The organism is Gordonia sp. GN26, from assembly GCF_054823965.1.
Map to the genome: position 1 here is coordinate 1 of NZ_JSYC01000047.1, position 15,919 is coordinate 15,919.

Consider the following 15,919-nt stretch of genomic DNA (forward strand, 5'->3'; position numbering starts at 1 on the left):
TCGCACCTGAAGGGAGCGAGGGGATGGCTCAGTAGGCAGAAGCGTTGTCCACCTTGAAGTGGTAGAGCTCGCGGGCCGATCCGTAGCGGGTGTAGGCGGTCAGATCGTCGTCGCCGTAACCTGCGGCTTTGAGTAGGCCGGCGAGCTCCTCGAGGTGCTCCTCGCGCATCGGCTTGGCGATGCAGTCGGCGCCCAGCGAGGCGACCTCGCCGCGGACGTAGATGCGGGTCTCATAGATGGAGTCGCCGAGGCCGTCACCGGCATTGCCGCGGATGACCAGGCGGCCGGCCTGTGCCATGAACGCGCTGTTGTGCCCGACGTTGCCGCCGACCACGATGTCGACGCCCTTCATCGAGATGCCGCAGCGTGCCGCGGCGTCACCCTCGACGACGAGCAGGCCGCCGTGTGCGGTGGCGCCGGCCGACTGCGAGGCGTTGCCCTTGACGATGACGCTGCCGCTCATCATGTTCTCGGCGACACCGGTGCCGGCGTTGCCGTTGATGGTGACCTCCGCCTGCTGATTCATGCCGGCGGCGTAGTAGCCGACGTGACCGTTGACGGTGATCTTGACCGGGGCGTTGACGCCGGCCGCGACGCTGTGGGCGCCGGCGGGGTTGTCGATGACGATCTCACCGGAGATGTCATCGTGGAGCGCCGAGTTGATCTCTCGCAGTGGGGTGTTCGCGAGATCGAAGTGGTGGTTGGGGCTCATCGTCTCAGCTTTCGCCGTGTCGGTGGGGGAGGTGGTGGGATCGAGCGTCCCGGGTTGTCCGAGGGTCCCTGGGTGCGGGAGTGTCACCGTGTCCATACGTAGACCACCTCGGGCTCGGGCTCCCAGATGCGGGCGTTCTCGACGCCGGGCAGCTTGGCGAGGGCGCGGTACTCGCTGGCGATCGCGACCCAGTCGTCGGTCTCTGCGATCACCGCGGGCTTGCAGGCGATGGCGTCGCGGACGACGGCGAAGGAGTCGCGATTGGAGACCACGAGGGTGTAGAAGCCGTCGAAGTTGGCGCACACCTCCTTGAGGGCGGTCTCGACGTCCTTGCCGGCGGCGAGCTGGTGGGCGACGAAGCGTGCGCCGACCTCGGTGTCGTTCTCGCTGTCGAATTCGACACCCTGGGCGCGCAATTCGCGTCGGATGGTGGCGTGGTTGGCGAACGAGCCGTTGTGCACCAGGCACTGCTCCGGACCCACGGCGTAGGGGTGGGCACCGGACGGGGTCACCGCCGACTCGGTGGCCATGCGGGTGTGGCCGACGCCCTGCCAGCCGGAAGCGGTTGCCAGGCACCAGGATTCGGTGAGGTCGCGCGGTGCGCCGACACCCTTGAGGACGGTGAGGTCCGAGCCGAAGCCGGCGACCAGCGCGTCCGGGTAGGCGGCACGGGCCGCGCCGAGGAGCTCTTCGGCGCCGACCGGGGCCGACGCGACCAGCGTGGCATCGACGAGCTGGGCGGCGACGGGCACACCGAGCGCCGCGCCCAGGGTCGACGAGAGCTCGTCGGGCAGGACGTCGAGTTCGAGCAGCGAGACGCAGCCGTGGCCGGGAGGCGCCCACTCGGGGTTGCCGTACACCGCGATACCGGCCGAGTCCGCGCCGCGATCCTGCATTTCACCGAGCATCTCGGCGAGCATGGCGCCGAGCCGGGGATGAAGATCGGGATTACGCAGATGCAATCCGACGATTCCGCACATTGTCGAATCCTTTACGTCGAAGGGGGAGTTGGGATGTGGTTCGATCCACGCGGCCGGGTTCGGCCGCGTCAGAAGGCGGTGAGGTACTGGTCGACTTCCCACGGGGAGACCGCGGCGTGCCAGTTGAAGAACTCCTCGCGCTTGAGGTTCGAAAAGTAGGTCGACACCTTGCCCTGGTCCTCGGGCCAGTCCTGGGGGAGTGCTGCGTCGAGCGCGCCCGCGACGACGGCGTCGGCCTCGAAGGCCTCGACCGCGTGCAACAGGGTGAGGGGCAGTTCGGCGATGTGGCTGGGTGCACCGCCGACGGCGCCGGGGTCGAGGCTCCGCTTGATGCCGTCGAGGCCGGCACCGAGCAACGCGGCTGCGGCCAGGTACGGGTTGGCCGATCCGTCGCCGCCGCGGAGTTCCACGCGCTGATCGTCGGGAACCCGGATGTAGTGGGTCCGGTCGTTGCCGCCGTAGGTGGCCTTGCGTGGCGCCCAGGACGCACCCGAGCGGGTGGCGGTGGCACCGGTTCGCTTGTAGGAGTTGACGGTCGGTGCGATCACGGCCTGCAGTGCCGGCGCGTGCTCGAGGATCCCGCCGATGAACCCGTAGGCGGTGTCGGACAGACCGAGTCCGCGGTCGTCTTCGCTGACCTGCGGGAAGGCCGGCTCCCCACCCTTGGTGAGCGACAGGTGGAAGTGGAGTCCCGAGCCGGTCCGGTCGGCGAACGGCTTCGGCATGAAGGTGGCGATCATGCCCTTCTCCGCGGCCATGGCCGAGAGGAGGTAGCGGAGGGTGACGACCCGGTCGGCGGTGGTGAGCGCGTCGGCGTACTTGAAGTTCTGCTCGAACTGGCCGTTGCCGTCCTCGTGGTCGTTGGCGTAGTTGCTCCAACCCAGCTGGTTCATGGCAGTGGACACCGCGGTGAGGTGTTCGTACATGCGGGTGAGTCCGCGGACGTCGTAGCAGGGTTGGTCGGAGTCGTCCGCGGCGTCAGCGGTGACGAGCGAACCGTCATCGGCCCGCTTGAGCAGGAAGTATTCGACCTCGGCACCCACCCACGGCTCGAAGCCGGCGTCGGCGGTCTGAGCGATGAGGGTCTTGAGGATGTTGCGCGGGGCGAACGGCCACGGCTGGCCCTCGACGTGCGGATCGCACTGGACGACGGCGAGGCCTTCCTTGATGAACGGGATCGGAAGGAAGGAATTGACGTCGGGGATCGCGATGAGGTCGGGGTCCTTGGGCTCCTGGCCGATGGCACCGGCCGCGTATCCGGCGAAACCGACTCCCTCCGTGGCGAGTTCGTCGACCGCCTCGACCGGCACCAGCTTGGCGCACGGCTTGCCGCGGAGGTCGACGAACATGGCGAGGATGAACTTGGTGCCGTTGGCCGCACAAAGCTCGGCGAGAGTGCTGGTGTCGGTCGCTGCGTTGGTGGTGGTCATGATGCGCTCCGGGGGTCGACTGTAGGTGTGGCCTGTCGGGATGTCCACTCGCGTGAATCAATGTCTACCGTTAGTAGACCGACCGTTTGTTTCCCCGCTGTTTCCGCCCGGTGAGCGGTCGGTGTCGTTTCGGCGCCTCGTGTGACGCGACGAAAAAGACCCGGGGACCACCGTTCTCACAGTGGGCCCCGGGCCGTTGTTCACTTTCTCTGCGCGGTCAGACCTGCGCAGGTGGAGTCGAGGAAGGCATCGACTTCTCCACCGATTCGGCAGCTGCCGACGGCAACAGGGAGGCCAGGCCGCCGCCCGGGTGACCGACGCTCGCACTGGGGATCTCGTAGGCGGTCTCGGCGTGCAGGACGGTGTCGAGGCCGACCATCTCGGTTTCGTCGTCGACGCGGATACCCATGACCTTGTCGAGCCCCTTCGCGATGAGCCAGGTCATCACGAACGAGTAGGTGCAGGTGATCGCGATACCGGCGAGCTCACGCCAGATGATGTCGGGGTCACCGCCGAACAGGACGCCCTGGACGCCGGCCGGAGCGACATCGGTGGCGAACAGGATGATGCAGAAGGTACCGACGATGCCGCCGATGCCGTGCACGGCGAAGGCGTCGAGCGTCTCGTCGACCTTCAGCTTCGACTTGAAGCTGAGCAGGAAGGCGACGACCGCGGCGGCGAAGATGCCGACGAGCAGGGCACCGAGCGGGGCCATGCTGCTGGCTGCCGGGGTGATGCCGACCAGACCTGCGACGACGCCGGTGATGATGCCCAGCGAGGTGACATGACCTTCACGCCACTTCTCGATGATCGCGAAGCCGATCATGCCGGCGGAACCGGCGAGCAGGGTGTTCAGGATGACCGACTGGGCGAGGAAGTTGGCGCCGAGGGCACAGCTGCCGTTGAAGCCGAACCAGCCGAAGAACAGGATGCCGCCACCGAGCATCGTCATCGGCACGTTGTGCGGACGCTCCATGCGTCGCTTGCGGGCACCGAGCACGACGGCGAGTGCGAGAGCGGCGACGCCGGAGTTCATGTGGACCGCGGTTCCGCCTGCGTAGTCGACGATCTCGAGCTTGTTCAGCAGGAAGCCGCCTTTGTAGTCGTCGTCGACGTCAGCCGAGAAGACCCAGTGGGCGAGGGGGAAGTACACCACCAGCAGCCAGATCGGCGCGAAGACCAGCCACGCCGAGAACTTCATGCGGCCGGCGGCACCACTGGCCACGATGGCGATGGTGATGGCGGCGAACAGGATGAACCAGGCCGCGAAGTACAGCGTCTGGGTCGCCCCCGATGCGTCGTCGGTCAGCCAGTTGGTCAGGCCGATGAAGTCGGTCGGGTTGCCGATGAGGCCCCAACCGCCCACCGACGGGCCGGACACCAGTCCGTAGCCGATGACGACATAGAGCACAGCGGTGATGCCGAGAGTGGAGATGACCATCGACATGATGTTCAGGACGTTCTTCGAGCCGACCATGCCGCCGTAGAAGAAGGCGAGGCCGGGGAACATCAACAGGACGAAGACGAAGGCCGCCAGCATCCAGGCCAGGTCGGCGTTAGCCGCGAGTATCGGTTCCATGGGCGATCTTTCGGTTCGGAGACTCTGAGGTCCGGGTTACTTGCACCAGCAGCTCACGGGCGTCGTTGACCGCGTAGATAGGCGACGACGTTGTCGCGATAGTCGAGGAATCCCTTGTAGGCGGCGATGTCCTCACCGAGTGTCTCGATGACGGTCGCCAACTGGTCGGCCCACTCGGGTATTCGTTTCACGTCCTCCAGCGAGGCCATGAATGTCCGGATATTGAACGTCACGGCACCAGACATCGGCAACCGGACGAAGTGTTCCAGCTCGATTCGCAGGCGCGCCCTGGCGAAATCGCCGTCGGCGACCATGCCCGGGACGTCACCCGCCCAGGCCGGCAGCTCCTCGAGACTGACATCGAGCTTGTGCGAATCCGACGCCGAGAGAGTCCAGTTCACCCTGCGGTACACCTGATCCGCGGGTAGCCTGCGCAGGAACTGTTCGGCGCGGGCGACGATGCCCTCGCGAAGCATGCGCGGGACCGGGGCGTGGATCTCGTACATGTCCATACCGACGTCGAAGGAGACCGACCACGCCGCGGCGAAGGTCACCACACCGGCGTCGAAGTACAGGTGCCCGTCGCGTTCGGTGACGAGCAGGAGGTCGTCGGGCACTTCGCGCGCCAGGAACTCCATGGGCCCGTAGGGCAGGGAGTCGGGGTCGCCGAGCACGAATTCCTGGTCGGTGCCGAGGATCTCGTTGCGCCAGTGGAACCGGCCGTCGCCGTACTCGTCGAGGTGCATGAGGCCGGGATACGAGATGCCGAGGTCGCGCAGGTAGTAGAGCAGCAGGTCCCAGCAGGCGACCTCCATGCCGGCACGGACCCGCACGCGTGACGGGTCGTTGTCGAGGATCCGCCGGCGTTCGGCCATCATCGCCGGGTACTCGGCACCGCCGAGATCGACCAGGTGCCTTCCCCATTCGCCGCCGCGGGTGCGGCGCGGGATGCGGGCGGGTTCGACGTTGACGCTGTAGGAGAACTCCTCGAGGTCGTCGGGGAACGGCCACGGGAGGTTGGACAGGTGGTCCACCGGGCCGGACAGGTACTCGCGGGCCGATGCGGATGGGATCGCTTCTGTGGTCACAGGTCCACCTCGATGTTCTGGCCCCGGGAGACACAGCACAGCATCGCGTCACCGAGTGCCTTCTCCTCGTCGGACAGGACGAGGTCGCGATGCTCGATGGTGCCTCCACGCACGGGGATTCGACATTCGCCGCACACACCCTGGCGGCACAGGTTGGGCACCTCGACACCGCTGTCGAGGAGACGTTGGAGCAGTGACACCCCGGCCGGGACGTCGATCCGGGCGCCGGTCGAGGAGAGCGTCACGGTGAGCGGGTCGCCGGGCTCCTGATCGGGTGCGGCGAATCGTTCGAGATGGACCCGCGCCGTGGGCCATCCGGCCTGCGCGGCGAGCTCGGTGTAGGTGTCGAGCAGGGTGGCCGGTCCGCATGCGTAGGCGTGGGTCCCGAGCGGCTGCGACCGGAATCTCTCGGCGAGCAGTTCCGTCGTGGCGTCGATCCCCGACACCTCGTGCAGGGTGACGTCGGGTTGCTGCGCGAGCGCACGGAGATCGTCGAGGTGGGCTCCGCAGCCGGGCCGGTAGGAGTAGACGATGTCGACACGACGCCCCTCGCGCGCCAGCGCCCGGGCGTGCGACAAGACCGGTGTGACCCCGATACCGCCGGCCACCAGCAGCGCTCCCCGCTGGTCGAGGACCGGCGCGAACATCGACCGGGGACCCTCCACCTCGACGATCGAATCCTCGGTGAGGTTGTCGTGCAACCAATCCGAGCCGCCGCCGGCGCCGCGGCGCAGGACCGAGATGCCGTAGGTGTTGGGGAACATGCCGTCGTCGACGAGCGAGTAGGCGTTGCGGTGTTCGCCTGCGGTGACGATGAGGTGGCTACCCGGTTGATAGGGCGTCAGGACCTGCGGTGCATCGACGGGGGGCGCGAACCGGAAGTGTGTGATGTCCTCGGTCAGTTGGCGGACGGCGACGACGCGCATCGGCCTCGTCGACGTCGTGTAACCCGGGTGCAGGTGTGCGGGGATGGCTGCTGCCGTCATGCATCACCCCCCGCGGCTGACGCCAGGAAGCTGCCCATCGTCGGCGAATGGTGTTCGTGGACCTCGAGATCCCGGGCACAACCGGGACACGTGACGATCCCGCCGGCGCGCCCCTCGACGCGGAAGGTGGTGCGGCAGTGCGCACAGTAGAGCGGCAGATCGCGGGTGTGGACGACGAAGGACGACAGCTCAGCGGGGACGGCTCCGGCTTCGCGCGCGATCGCCAGGGCGGTCATCACGTCGTATTGGCCACCGGTGACGAGGACGCGGGTGCCGGTGAGGGCTTCGCCGAGTGCGGCGTCGAGGGCCGCACGATCCTGCTCGTCGGTGAGGGTGTCGAGCACGAGCAGCCGGGTGGCGCCGACGGCCTCGGCCGCCGCGACCCAGTTGCGGGACACGTGCGCGGTCGCGGCGTCATCGCCGATGGCGACCACGAGGAAGGCGGCCCCGGTGGTGTCGACCGCCGGGGGACTGGTCGGCCAGACCGGCATGCCCGGGCCGGTCGGTGCCGGTGTGGTCGGGGCCGGGGTCGGCGCGGCATCGCGCAACCACTGGGCCGCGCGATCCCGGTACTTGATGATGCCCTTGTAATCGGCCATGTCCTCGGGCAATTCGGCCAGGACCTCGGCAGTACGACGCCGCCACGGGTCGACGGTGGCCAGCTGTTCCAGGGGGATCATGTAGGTGCGGATCAGGAACATGACCGCACCCGAGTCGGGCAGGCGGATCAGGTGTTGCACCTCGACGCGCAGATGGACGCGTCGACCGAACTCGGCGTCGTCGACGAGCTGGATGCTCTCGCGGTCGGGGCCCCACTCGGGGTAGAGCTCCGTCGAGACGTCGAGGCGGCGATCGATGGTGAGTGTCCAGTTGGTCCGCCGGTAGGGCTGGTGCGGTTGGAGGCGCTTGAGGAACTCGTGGGCCCGGGTGATGACGCCTTCCCTGCGGATCCGCGGGACGGGCCCGTGGATCTCGAGGAAGCTCATGCCGACGTCGAAGCCGAAACTCCAGTCGGCCGCGAAGGTCACCACGCCGGCGTCGACGAAGAGCTCGTCGTTGCGCTGGTCGAGGAGGGCGATGTCCTCCTGGACCTGAGAGGTGATGTAGCGCAACGGTTCGTCGGGGAGGGTGGTCTCGTCGCCGTAGCGGAAGTGTTGTTCGATCCCGAGGATGCCGTTGCGCCACAACCATTCGTCGGGCCCCGTGGAGCGCAGCTGCATCTGCTCCGGATACGCGGCGCCGAGTTCGCGCATGAGGGTGAACATCGCATCCCACGCCGCGGGGACCATGTGGGGGAGTACCGCGTGGCGGGTCGGGTCGGCGGCGAGGATCACCGCGCGCTGATCGAGTTCCGCGCGGTACTCGGCGTCGATGTCGACCACGGCGGTGCCCCACTGACCCGCGGGCGTCGTGACGGGTTGCTCGGCCGGTTCCACGTTGGTGCTGTAGCGGTACCGGTCTTCGAGGAAGGGGAACGGGAAGCCGGCGATCAGGTCGGTCCCCGCCGCGGTCTTCGTGGCTGTGTTGTCGAGAGTGCCTGTCACAGGGGAACCTCCAGGGTGCAGCCGTCGGTGGCGCGCGAGACGCACGGCATGATGGCGTCACCGGCGGACTTCTCCTCGGCACTGAGGTAGAGATCGCGGTGGATGGGTGATCCGCCGGACAGGGGGATGCGACATTCGCCGCACACGCCCTGCCGGCACAGATTCGGGACCTCGACGCCCACTTCTTCCAAGGCCTCGAGCATGCTCGTCCCCGACGGGACGTCGATGCTCCGGCCGGATTCGGTGAGCTCGACACGGAACGGGTCACCGGCATCGAGTGCGTCGATGCCGAAGCGTTCGAAGTGTATTCGGGACTCGGGCCAGCCGGCCGCGATCGCCGCACCGACGACGGCGTCGATCATCGCCGACGGTCCGCAGACGTACAGGTGGGTGCCGACCGGCTGGGCACGGAGCGATTCATCGAGGCGCTCGGTGAACGAGAGACGGTCGGTGAACAGTTCGGCACGGGCCCGGGCGAGCGCCGTGACGTCGTCGAGGTGGGCGGCGGCCTCCTCGCGGAACACGTACAGCAACTGCACGTCGCGTCCCCAACGCACGGCGGCCCGCAGGTGGGACACCATGGGGGTGATCCCGATCCCGCCGGCGACCAGCAGGTGTCTGCGGGCGCGGGCGATCGGCGCGAAGGCACTACGGGGAAGCCCGACGGTCAACAGGTCTCCGACGACGAGTGCTTCGTGCAGCCAGCGGGATCCGCCGTTGCCGTCGTCGACCTTGAGGACCGAGATCGAATACTGCGTGGGATGGGTGCCGTCGCCGGTCAGGCTGTAGGCATTGGTGTGCTCACCCGCGTGCACCACCAGATGGCTGCCGGGTACGAAACCGGGGAGTGCGCGGCCGTCCGGGTCGGCGAGCGTGATGCTGCGGATGCCGGCGACGGTGGCGTCGATCGCGACCACGACGAGTTGCATCGTGGGCAGCCTGTCGACGCGGGTCTGCACCGCGGTACCGGACGAACCGGGTTCTGCGACGGTGATGCTCACAGTTCGACCTCCTCACCGGTGGACAGGGGTTGCGCGGTCTCGGCGTCGACCATGAAGCCCAGGTACTGACCCGTTCGACGGGATACGTGGTGGTAGACGAGCAGGTCGCGACGACAACCGGCACAGGGGACGACGTCATCGATCGCTACTCGGGCGCGGGTCACCGACCGGCAGTGTGAGCAGAAGACGTCGGCTTCGGTTCGATTGTCGGAATCGGTTGTCAGGACCATGATCTCGTCGTCCTCGAGTCCGGCGTTCACGGCGACGGCGCGCAGCCGCAGTGCCGAACCCGTGTCGGCGACGATCCATACCCGGACGCCGACGGTGGCCTCGGCGAGCGCCGTGGCGAGCAGGTCGGCGGCGGTGTCGGCATCGCCGTGGATTCGGGTGGTGGCCTGCGGCGGGCACTGGGCTTCCCAGCGGCCCAGTGCGTCGGCGACGTCCCCGACACCGACCAGCAGGTAGGAACTGCCGGTCGCCGTGGGGATTGTCGTCTCGGCCAGGTCACCAGGTCGCGCCCACACCGGCACGCTGGAGTACGCGATCTGCGACATGACGGTGGATCAGAGCAGGGTGGCGTCGCGCTGCCCGGTGTAGAAGGCGAGCGCATAGTCGGGGGTGCTGAAGTAGATCTTCGAACCCTTCGGGAAGAAGATGGCGTCCTTCGCCTTGGCGACGATCTTCTGCCCGGTCTCCTTGTTCTCCAACAGGAACTCGCCCTCGAGCACGACCTTCATCTCGTCGTATTCGTACTCGTAGTAGAGCGGCTCGTCGGTGTGACGGAGTTCGAAGTAACCGCTGCACATCGGACTGCCGTCGGGGTTCTCGTAGACGTCACCGATGAAGCCCTCGGTGCCCGGGTACTCGGTCTCCGGCATCTTCGGCAGGTTCTTCCAGGCGTCGCTGGTCACCCGGAACTCCAACGCCTTGGCACTCTCGATCGTCACGATGCTCCTCCATGCTCACTCGGGCGCTACGCGCTCGTCGGGGTACATGTGCGGCGTCCTCGAGCCATCGGGTTGGTGATGACTCTTCGTAGTGGACGCTGACCCCTGTCATGAAACAAGTGGCGTGTTTCAGCAGTGTGACGGCTTTGTAATGGTGTGCTACGCGCCGGTTGTCGCGTCGACGCTCGGCTTCCGACGTGCGAACCGGGAGTCGAGGGCCGAGTAGCTGCGATGCCACAACCACTCCAGCGGGCCCCGTTCGAACCTGGTCAGCCAGGCGCGCGACGCGAACATCAAGAGGGCGGAGATACCCACGAAGAGAAGAACGGTCACCGGGACGACCGTCTGTGGGTCGAGGCGCTGCGCGAGCCCGAATCCCCAGCCGTAGCAGACCGCACCCGCCACCATGTTCTGGAAGACGTAGCAGCTCAGTGCCGTTCGGCCGATCGGGGTGACCGCACGACCCCATCGACCCGGGGATCGTCCTTTGGCGTAGAGGCCGGCGATCCAGGCCAGCAGCCCCAGCGCGACGACGGGCGCCGTACCGTAGCGGCCGAGGACCAGGCCGGCGTCGCCGCCGGCCATGCCCAGGGCGAGGTCGAGGGGCAGGGCGACACCCAGCCCGACGACCAACAGCCGCCGACGCAGCTTCTCACCGCGCGGCTCGAGCACCCCCGCTCGCAGCAGGGCCGCGCCCGCCAGGAACAGGGCGATCGACATCGGCAGGATGAAGATCACCTCGGCACGGAACAACCCCATGTTCTCGGCGCGGAAGACGACCAGGTCGAGAAAGCTGCTGTCCGCGTATGGATTCGGGTCGAGCGTTGAACCGTTCCCGGTGGGAGCCGAGGCGAGGGCCCAGACCAGCACCCCGAGCAGCGCGATATGGGTCGTGACCGCGATGCCGAGCGCGACGTACTGCCGCCGCAGCCGCATCGACAGCAGATACGCGACGATGATCCCGGTGACGGCGTACCCCATGAGGACATCGAACTCGGTGAACAGGAAGTAGTTGACCAGTCCGTCGACGAAGAGCAGCGCACCGCGGATGTAGTACCGGCCGGGCCAGGGTTGTCCGCGTCGGATCGCCGATCGCTGCTGAACCGCCAGGCCGATCCCGAACATGATGGTGAGCAGGCCCAGGAACTTGCCCTGGGCGAGTTGCTGCAGGAGACCCTCGATCGGTTCCCACATTCCCGACGCCCCGTGCGCCCCCTGGATGTAGCCGATGAGCCCTTCCGGATTCGTGAAGATCCAGATGTTGGTGGCGAGGGTTCCCAGGATGGCGATGCCACGAAGGACATCAAGTGAGGCGTACCGGTTGGCCATTGCGGGTCTCCAGACAAGTTTGGTGACACGACTGTGCTAGTACAGGTGTCCGCCAAGGTAGCACAGGTGTACTAGCATGAGTCAATGCCCAAACTGATCGACCGCGACGAGCGACGTGCCGAGATCGCCGAGGCGCTGTGGCGGATCGTCCTGCGTGAAGGGGTTTCCGGCGTGTCGGTCCGCGAGGTCGCGGGTGAGGCGGGCATCTCCGTGGGCTCCCTGCGCCACGTCTTCGCCGACAAGTCCGAGCTACTCGAGTTCTCGATGCGGCTGATCTACGAACGTGTGGCGGAGCGGGTGAGGACGCACGGACGCGTCCGCGATCCGCTACGTCGGGCCGAAGCGATCCTCGCCGAGCTACTCCCTATGGATGACAACCGCCGCGTCGAGATGCACGTGAACCTGGCGCTGTTGACCGAGTCCGTCGCCCATCCGGGATTGGCCCAGGCGGCCCGCGAGGCGTTCGACGGGCTCCGAGGCCTCTGCGCCGCCGTTCTGACCGAACTCCGCGACCAGAAAGTTGTCGCCACCAGCGTCGACGTCGACAGCGAGGCCGTCCGCCTGCACGCACTGATCGATGGGTTGGCCATGCACCTGCTGCTGGACGGCAGCGACTCACCGGCCCGTGCGCGACGTGCGCTCCGCGACCACCTGCACGGGTTGCGGGCCACCTGACGCGTCGTCGATTCGACGTCGTCGGGTGCGTCGTGGTCGCTACGCTGGACCTGGTCGCGGCCGTGATGCCGCGACGGCCGTCGAGTCCAGGAGCACACCGTGAGCAGCGAACCGCGCAGCCCTCTGAAGCGGGAGGCTCTCTGGACCACCGTCTTCGGGGTCCTGTACGCCGTGTGCATGGTCTGGCTCACCGTCGTCTGGTGGCTCGACGGCCGGTGGTGGTGGGTTGCGGTAGGTGTGGTCGCGATCGTGTTGGGGCTGACGGCGACCGTCATGCAGGTGCGAGCCCAGACGCATTGACTTTCGCTCCCATGATCCGCTGCCGCTCAAGAGAATCCGGTGAGCGGAAACGGATGGCGTGAGCGCTTCTCGCGGCTAGTGCTGCCGGTAATCGAGCAATCCGGACCAGAACTCGTCGGGAATCACGTCACCGGCACGCAGCACAAGGGCGAGTCCGGCCGCCATGAACGCCCCGAGGAGTCCGAGCCACAACCCGGCCAGTGAGATCACGACCCAGGCGACGGTTACCGCGAACGGCCAGGGGTCGAGGATCAGCAGGAGCGGGGCGAAGAAGAAGCCGGCCCCGATGAACCACGACGAGAGCGCCCGGTCGCATCGCGCCACGGCCACCAACCAGCGCGGGGTCGAGGCGGTGGGGGTCGCGCCCAGTGGGGGTCTCCGGTTCCGGTGAATGGTCGAGTCGGTGGTCATCGGACACCTCCTGAGACGGATTGCCGTGACCCCAGAATCCGCCTCCGACGCCGAAAGAGCCACTACCTGCGAGGTAGTGACCTCGAGCGGTCCTGATCACCGGAACCGCTCGGCCGCCGCCTCGATCCGGGTGTGCATCGCCGCCCAGTACCCCGGGTCGGCGGGCCGCTCCTCGGCCGGCAGGCGTCCGGTCGATCCGTCCACGAGTTCGCGGAGAATGTCGGCGTGGCCCGCGTGACGGGAGGTCTCCGCGATCATGTGGACCAGGATCTGCCGCAGGGTGACGTGTCGCCGCTCGGGAGGCCAGGGCGCCACTTCACCGGTTGCGTCCAACTCGAGTTCCCGGATCGTCCGGTCGGCATGTGCACAGGCGCGGCGGTAGAGGTCGAGAATCTCATTGCGGGTCTCGTCCGGTTGCGCCCACATGTCGACATCGGGGACCTCGCTCGACAACCAGGCCGGCGGATCGGGGAACGGCCGGCCGAAAACCGCGCCGAAGTAACCGATCTCGCAGCCCGACAGGTGCTTGACCAATCCCAGCAGATTGGTGCCGTGCGGGGTCAGCGGACGTCGGGTCTGATATTCGGAGAGCCCGTCGAGTTTCCACACCATGACCGACCGGGCGTCGGCCAGGTACCGACGCAGCGTCTCCTTCTGGCTCATCTGATCTCCCGATCGCCGAGATGCCGATGGATGTTCCGTCGACCACGGTAACCCGCGGAGGTGTCGTGATCAGTCGAGCCAGTCGAGCACCGACGCCGCGGTCCAGCTCTGCTGCATGCTGCCGAGCGGTTCGCCGGTGAACGGTTCGTAGTACTCGGCGAACGAGCCGTCGGTTGCCTGGCGCAGACCCTCCTCCCGGAGGCGCGCCGACCGTTCGGTCCAGCCACGGCGCGCGAACGCCCAACTGAACAGCCAGGTCATGACCGGCCACACCGGGCCGCGCCAGTACTCGCGGGGTCGGAAGTCGGCCGAGATGGGCGACGTCGACGGCGGGACGGCGTAGCGGAGGTCGGGGTGGCCGCAGAAGCGCGGACCGTCGAAAAGCCGGAGGAGAGCGCGTTCCCGGTCGCGGGGGAGTCCACCGCAGATGAGCGGTGCGAACGCCGCGATAGTCTCGGTGGTGATCCACGAGTTGGCTCGGAGGTCGAAATCCCGTGCGGCACCGTTGCGGTCGTTGGCGGCGGCGACGACGCCGGCGCGGAACCGGTCGGCCCAGGCACGCAGATCGCGAACGTCGGCCAGCGGCTTGGAGTAATCCTCGCCGATCGTCGCGAGCACATCACAGGCCACCGCGAAGATCGCGCTGACGAAGACGTCCTCGACGGCGAAACTCATGACGTTCGGCAACACCTCGTCGTCGTAGTTCGCCCGCTTCATCTGCTCGACCAGCCAGATGTACCGGTCGTACTCGAGGTCGGTGGGCCGCATCGACAGATCGGTGACGTGGTCGAGATCGGCGCGCTGATACGGCGGAAGATCGAGCCCGGGAACGACATTCGCATACGCCGAATCCCACCGCGGCGAGTTGTCCATACCGGATTCCCAGCCGTGGAAGATGGTGATCCGGCCGCGCCCCATGGGATCCCGGGCATGGGCCAGCCAGCGATGCCACCGCACGAGCGAACTCCAGCGGCGGTCGATGAACTCGTTGGCCACCGCCCGCGTCGTGCGACCGTGGCGTCGGGAATGGTCGAGGATGCGCTGCACCGCGATCGCGTGGACCGGTGGCTGCGTGATGCCCGAGGTGTCCGGGAAGTCGGGGGCGCACTCGGCGAGTCGTGCGCACTCCCAGCGGGCCGGGCCGGGGAAGTATCCGTCACGGCCGTTGGCGAACACGATGTGCGGGATCATGCCGTTGCGCCACTGGGCCGAGAGCAGGGTGTCCATCTCGATCACCGCACGCTCGACGGACAGCGGTGCGAGACCGACGGTCACGAACGCGGCGTCCCAGCTCCACATGTGCGGGTACAGCTTCGGCGCCGCACTGGTCATGGTGCCCAGGTCGTTGCCGCGCAGCAGATAAGCGGCACGTGCCGACAGCTGCGTTGGGGTGAATCCGTACCTGGCCACGCCGACGATTGTGCCCCGCGGCGAGCGCGTCTGCTCACCGAGGTGGGCTCGATACGCAGCGTCCTCGCTCCGTCCGGGCGTCGCCGCTCGGCCGACGGAGGGGTGGTGGGCAGAGCGATGTCGCCATCCGGGTCGCCGCAGTAGGGTTGGCAGAGTGCCCACCGCATTGATCACCGGGGCCAGTCGCGGCCTCGGCGCCCAGATCGCCCGACAGCTCGCCCCCACGCATGACCTGTTGCTGGGCGGCCGCCCCTCGCCCGAACTCGACCACCTCGCCACGGAACTCGACGGCGCGAGCACCTTCGCCGTCGAACTGACCGACTACGACGAGGTCGCCGCCGCGGTCGAGACCATCAGCGAACTCGACGTGCTGGTCCACAACGCCGGCGTCGGCAGCAGCCTCGAGCACGTCTCGGACACCCCGGTCGAGGAATGGCATCACGTCCTCGAGGTGAACCTCGTGGCGGTCGCCGAACTGACGCGGCTCCTCCTGCCTGCGCTTCGGCAAGCAGGAGGGCACGTCGTCTTCGTGAACTCGGGCGCCGGGCGGTCGGCCAAGCCACGCTGGGCGCCCTATGCGGCAAGCAAGTTCGGCCTGCGCGCACTCGCCGATTCCCTACGCGCCGAGGAGCCGACGCTCCGGGTCACGTCGGTCTACCCCGGACGCATCGACACCGACATGCAGCGCGAGCTGGTCGCCATCGAGGGCCGGGACTACGACGCCTCGCAGTTCCTGCGCCCGGAGTCGGTCGCCGCTGCGGTCGTACACGCCATCCAGACCCCGGCCGACGCCCATCCGCAGGACATCGTGCTGCGGCCGACGGGCCGGGGTTGACCCTTCGAGGCTCGCTCCGCTCGCACCTC

17 protein-coding genes are annotated in these 15,919 nt (G+C 67.6%); 3 read left to right on the top strand and 14 right to left on the bottom strand.

Annotated elements, in window-relative coordinates; translation table 11 throughout:
• Positions 1–28 precede the first annotated feature (28 nt).
• From OK17_RS11895 to OK17_RS11945, 11 genes are all read right to left on the bottom strand, one after another.
• A complete protein-coding gene (locus tag OK17_RS11895; protein ID WP_461417558.1) occupies positions 29–808 on the bottom strand; it encodes a GltB/FmdC/FwdC-like GXGXG domain-containing protein in 780 nt (259 codons plus the stop codon).
• Positions 796–1,692 carry a class II glutamine amidotransferase domain-containing protein gene (locus OK17_RS11900; protein ID WP_461417560.1) on the bottom strand — a complete coding sequence of 299 codons (897 nt, stop codon included), beginning with the start codon at positions 1,690–1,692 and terminating at the stop codon, positions 796–798. The genes OK17_RS11895 and OK17_RS11900 overlap by 13 nt, the downstream gene beginning before the upstream one ends.
• A gap of 68 nt (positions 1,693–1,760) precedes the next feature.
• A complete protein-coding gene (gene glnT, locus OK17_RS11905; RefSeq protein WP_461417561.1) occupies positions 1,761–3,122 on the bottom strand; it encodes a type III glutamate--ammonia ligase in 1,362 nt (453 codons plus the stop codon).
• Positions 3,123–3,339: 217 nt separating this feature from the next.
• The gene (locus OK17_RS11910; RefSeq protein ID WP_461417562.1) at positions 3,340–4,701 is read right to left on the bottom strand and encodes an ammonium transporter; all 1,362 of its coding nucleotides are present in this window, start codon (positions 4,699–4,701) and stop codon (positions 3,340–3,342) included.
• Positions 4,702–4,754: 53 nt separating this feature from the next.
• The gene (locus OK17_RS11915) at positions 4,755–5,789 is read right to left on the bottom strand and encodes a heme-dependent oxidative N-demethylase family protein (RefSeq protein WP_461417563.1); all 1,035 of its coding nucleotides are present in this window, start codon (positions 5,787–5,789) and stop codon (positions 4,755–4,757) included.
• On the bottom strand, positions 5,786–6,775 hold the full coding sequence (locus OK17_RS11920; RefSeq protein ID WP_461417564.1) for a PDR/VanB family oxidoreductase: 990 nt from the start codon (positions 6,773–6,775) through the stop codon (positions 5,786–5,788). The genes OK17_RS11915 and OK17_RS11920 overlap by 4 nt, the downstream gene beginning before the upstream one ends.
• Complete coding sequence (locus OK17_RS11925; protein ID WP_461417565.1) at positions 6,772–8,319, bottom strand: heme-dependent oxidative N-demethylase subunit alpha family protein; 1,548 nt, start codon at positions 8,317–8,319, stop codon at positions 6,772–6,774. Before OK17_RS11925 ends, OK17_RS11920 begins: the two co-directional genes overlap by 4 nt.
• Positions 8,316–9,320, bottom strand: a complete 1,005-nt coding sequence (locus OK17_RS11930) for a PDR/VanB family oxidoreductase (RefSeq protein ID WP_232716794.1) — start codon at positions 9,318–9,320, stop codon at positions 8,316–8,318. Before OK17_RS11930 ends, OK17_RS11925 begins: the two co-directional genes overlap by 4 nt.
• A complete protein-coding gene (locus tag OK17_RS11935) occupies positions 9,317–9,874 on the bottom strand; it encodes a dimethylamine monooxygenase subunit DmmA family protein (RefSeq protein ID WP_232716793.1) in 558 nt (185 codons plus the stop codon). Before OK17_RS11935 ends, OK17_RS11930 begins: the two co-directional genes overlap by 4 nt.
• Positions 9,875–9,883: 9 nt before the next feature.
• Positions 9,884–10,267: a cupin domain-containing protein gene (locus OK17_RS11940; protein WP_005200607.1), complete on the bottom strand. Its 384-nt coding sequence runs from the start codon at positions 10,265–10,267 to the stop codon at positions 9,884–9,886.
• A 159-nt stretch (positions 10,268–10,426) separates the two neighbouring features.
• Positions 10,427–11,596: a DUF418 domain-containing protein gene (locus tag OK17_RS11945; protein ID WP_461417566.1), complete on the bottom strand. Its 1,170-nt coding sequence runs from the start codon at positions 11,594–11,596 to the stop codon at positions 10,427–10,429.
• A gap of 84 nt (positions 11,597–11,680) precedes the next feature.
• On the opposite strand from OK17_RS11945, the gene OK17_RS11950 reads away from it, so the two are divergent.
• Complete coding sequence (locus tag OK17_RS11950) at positions 11,681–12,271, top strand: TetR/AcrR family transcriptional regulator (protein ID WP_461417567.1); 591 nt, start codon at positions 11,681–11,683, stop codon at positions 12,269–12,271.
• A gap of 99 nt (positions 12,272–12,370) precedes the next feature.
• Positions 12,371–12,571 carry a hypothetical protein gene (locus OK17_RS11955; protein ID WP_232716790.1) on the top strand — a complete coding sequence of 67 codons (201 nt, stop codon included), beginning with the start codon at positions 12,371–12,373 and terminating at the stop codon, positions 12,569–12,571.
• 75 nt (positions 12,572–12,646) lie between these two features.
• Here OK17_RS11955 and OK17_RS11960 read toward each other — a convergent pair whose 3' ends face one another.
• From OK17_RS11960 to ggh, 3 genes are all read right to left on the bottom strand, one after another.
• The gene (locus OK17_RS11960) at positions 12,647–12,982 is read right to left on the bottom strand and encodes a hypothetical protein (RefSeq protein WP_461417568.1); all 336 of its coding nucleotides are present in this window, start codon (positions 12,980–12,982) and stop codon (positions 12,647–12,649) included.
• Positions 12,983–13,078: 96 nt separating this feature from the next.
• The gene (locus OK17_RS11965) at positions 13,079–13,645 is read right to left on the bottom strand and encodes a DinB family protein (protein ID WP_461417569.1); all 567 of its coding nucleotides are present in this window, start codon (positions 13,643–13,645) and stop codon (positions 13,079–13,081) included.
• 69 nt (positions 13,646–13,714) lie between these two features.
• Positions 13,715–15,055, bottom strand: coding sequence for a glucosylglycerate hydrolase (gene ggh, locus OK17_RS11970; protein ID WP_232716787.1), 1,341 nt, complete (start codon positions 15,053–15,055; stop codon positions 13,715–13,717).
• Between the two features lie 154 nt (positions 15,056–15,209).
• Between ggh and OK17_RS11975 the strand changes: the two genes are divergently transcribed.
• Positions 15,210–15,890, top strand: a complete 681-nt coding sequence (locus OK17_RS11975) for an SDR family oxidoreductase (RefSeq protein WP_461417570.1) — start codon at positions 15,210–15,212, stop codon at positions 15,888–15,890.
• The last annotated feature ends 29 nt before the right edge of the window (positions 15,891–15,919 follow it).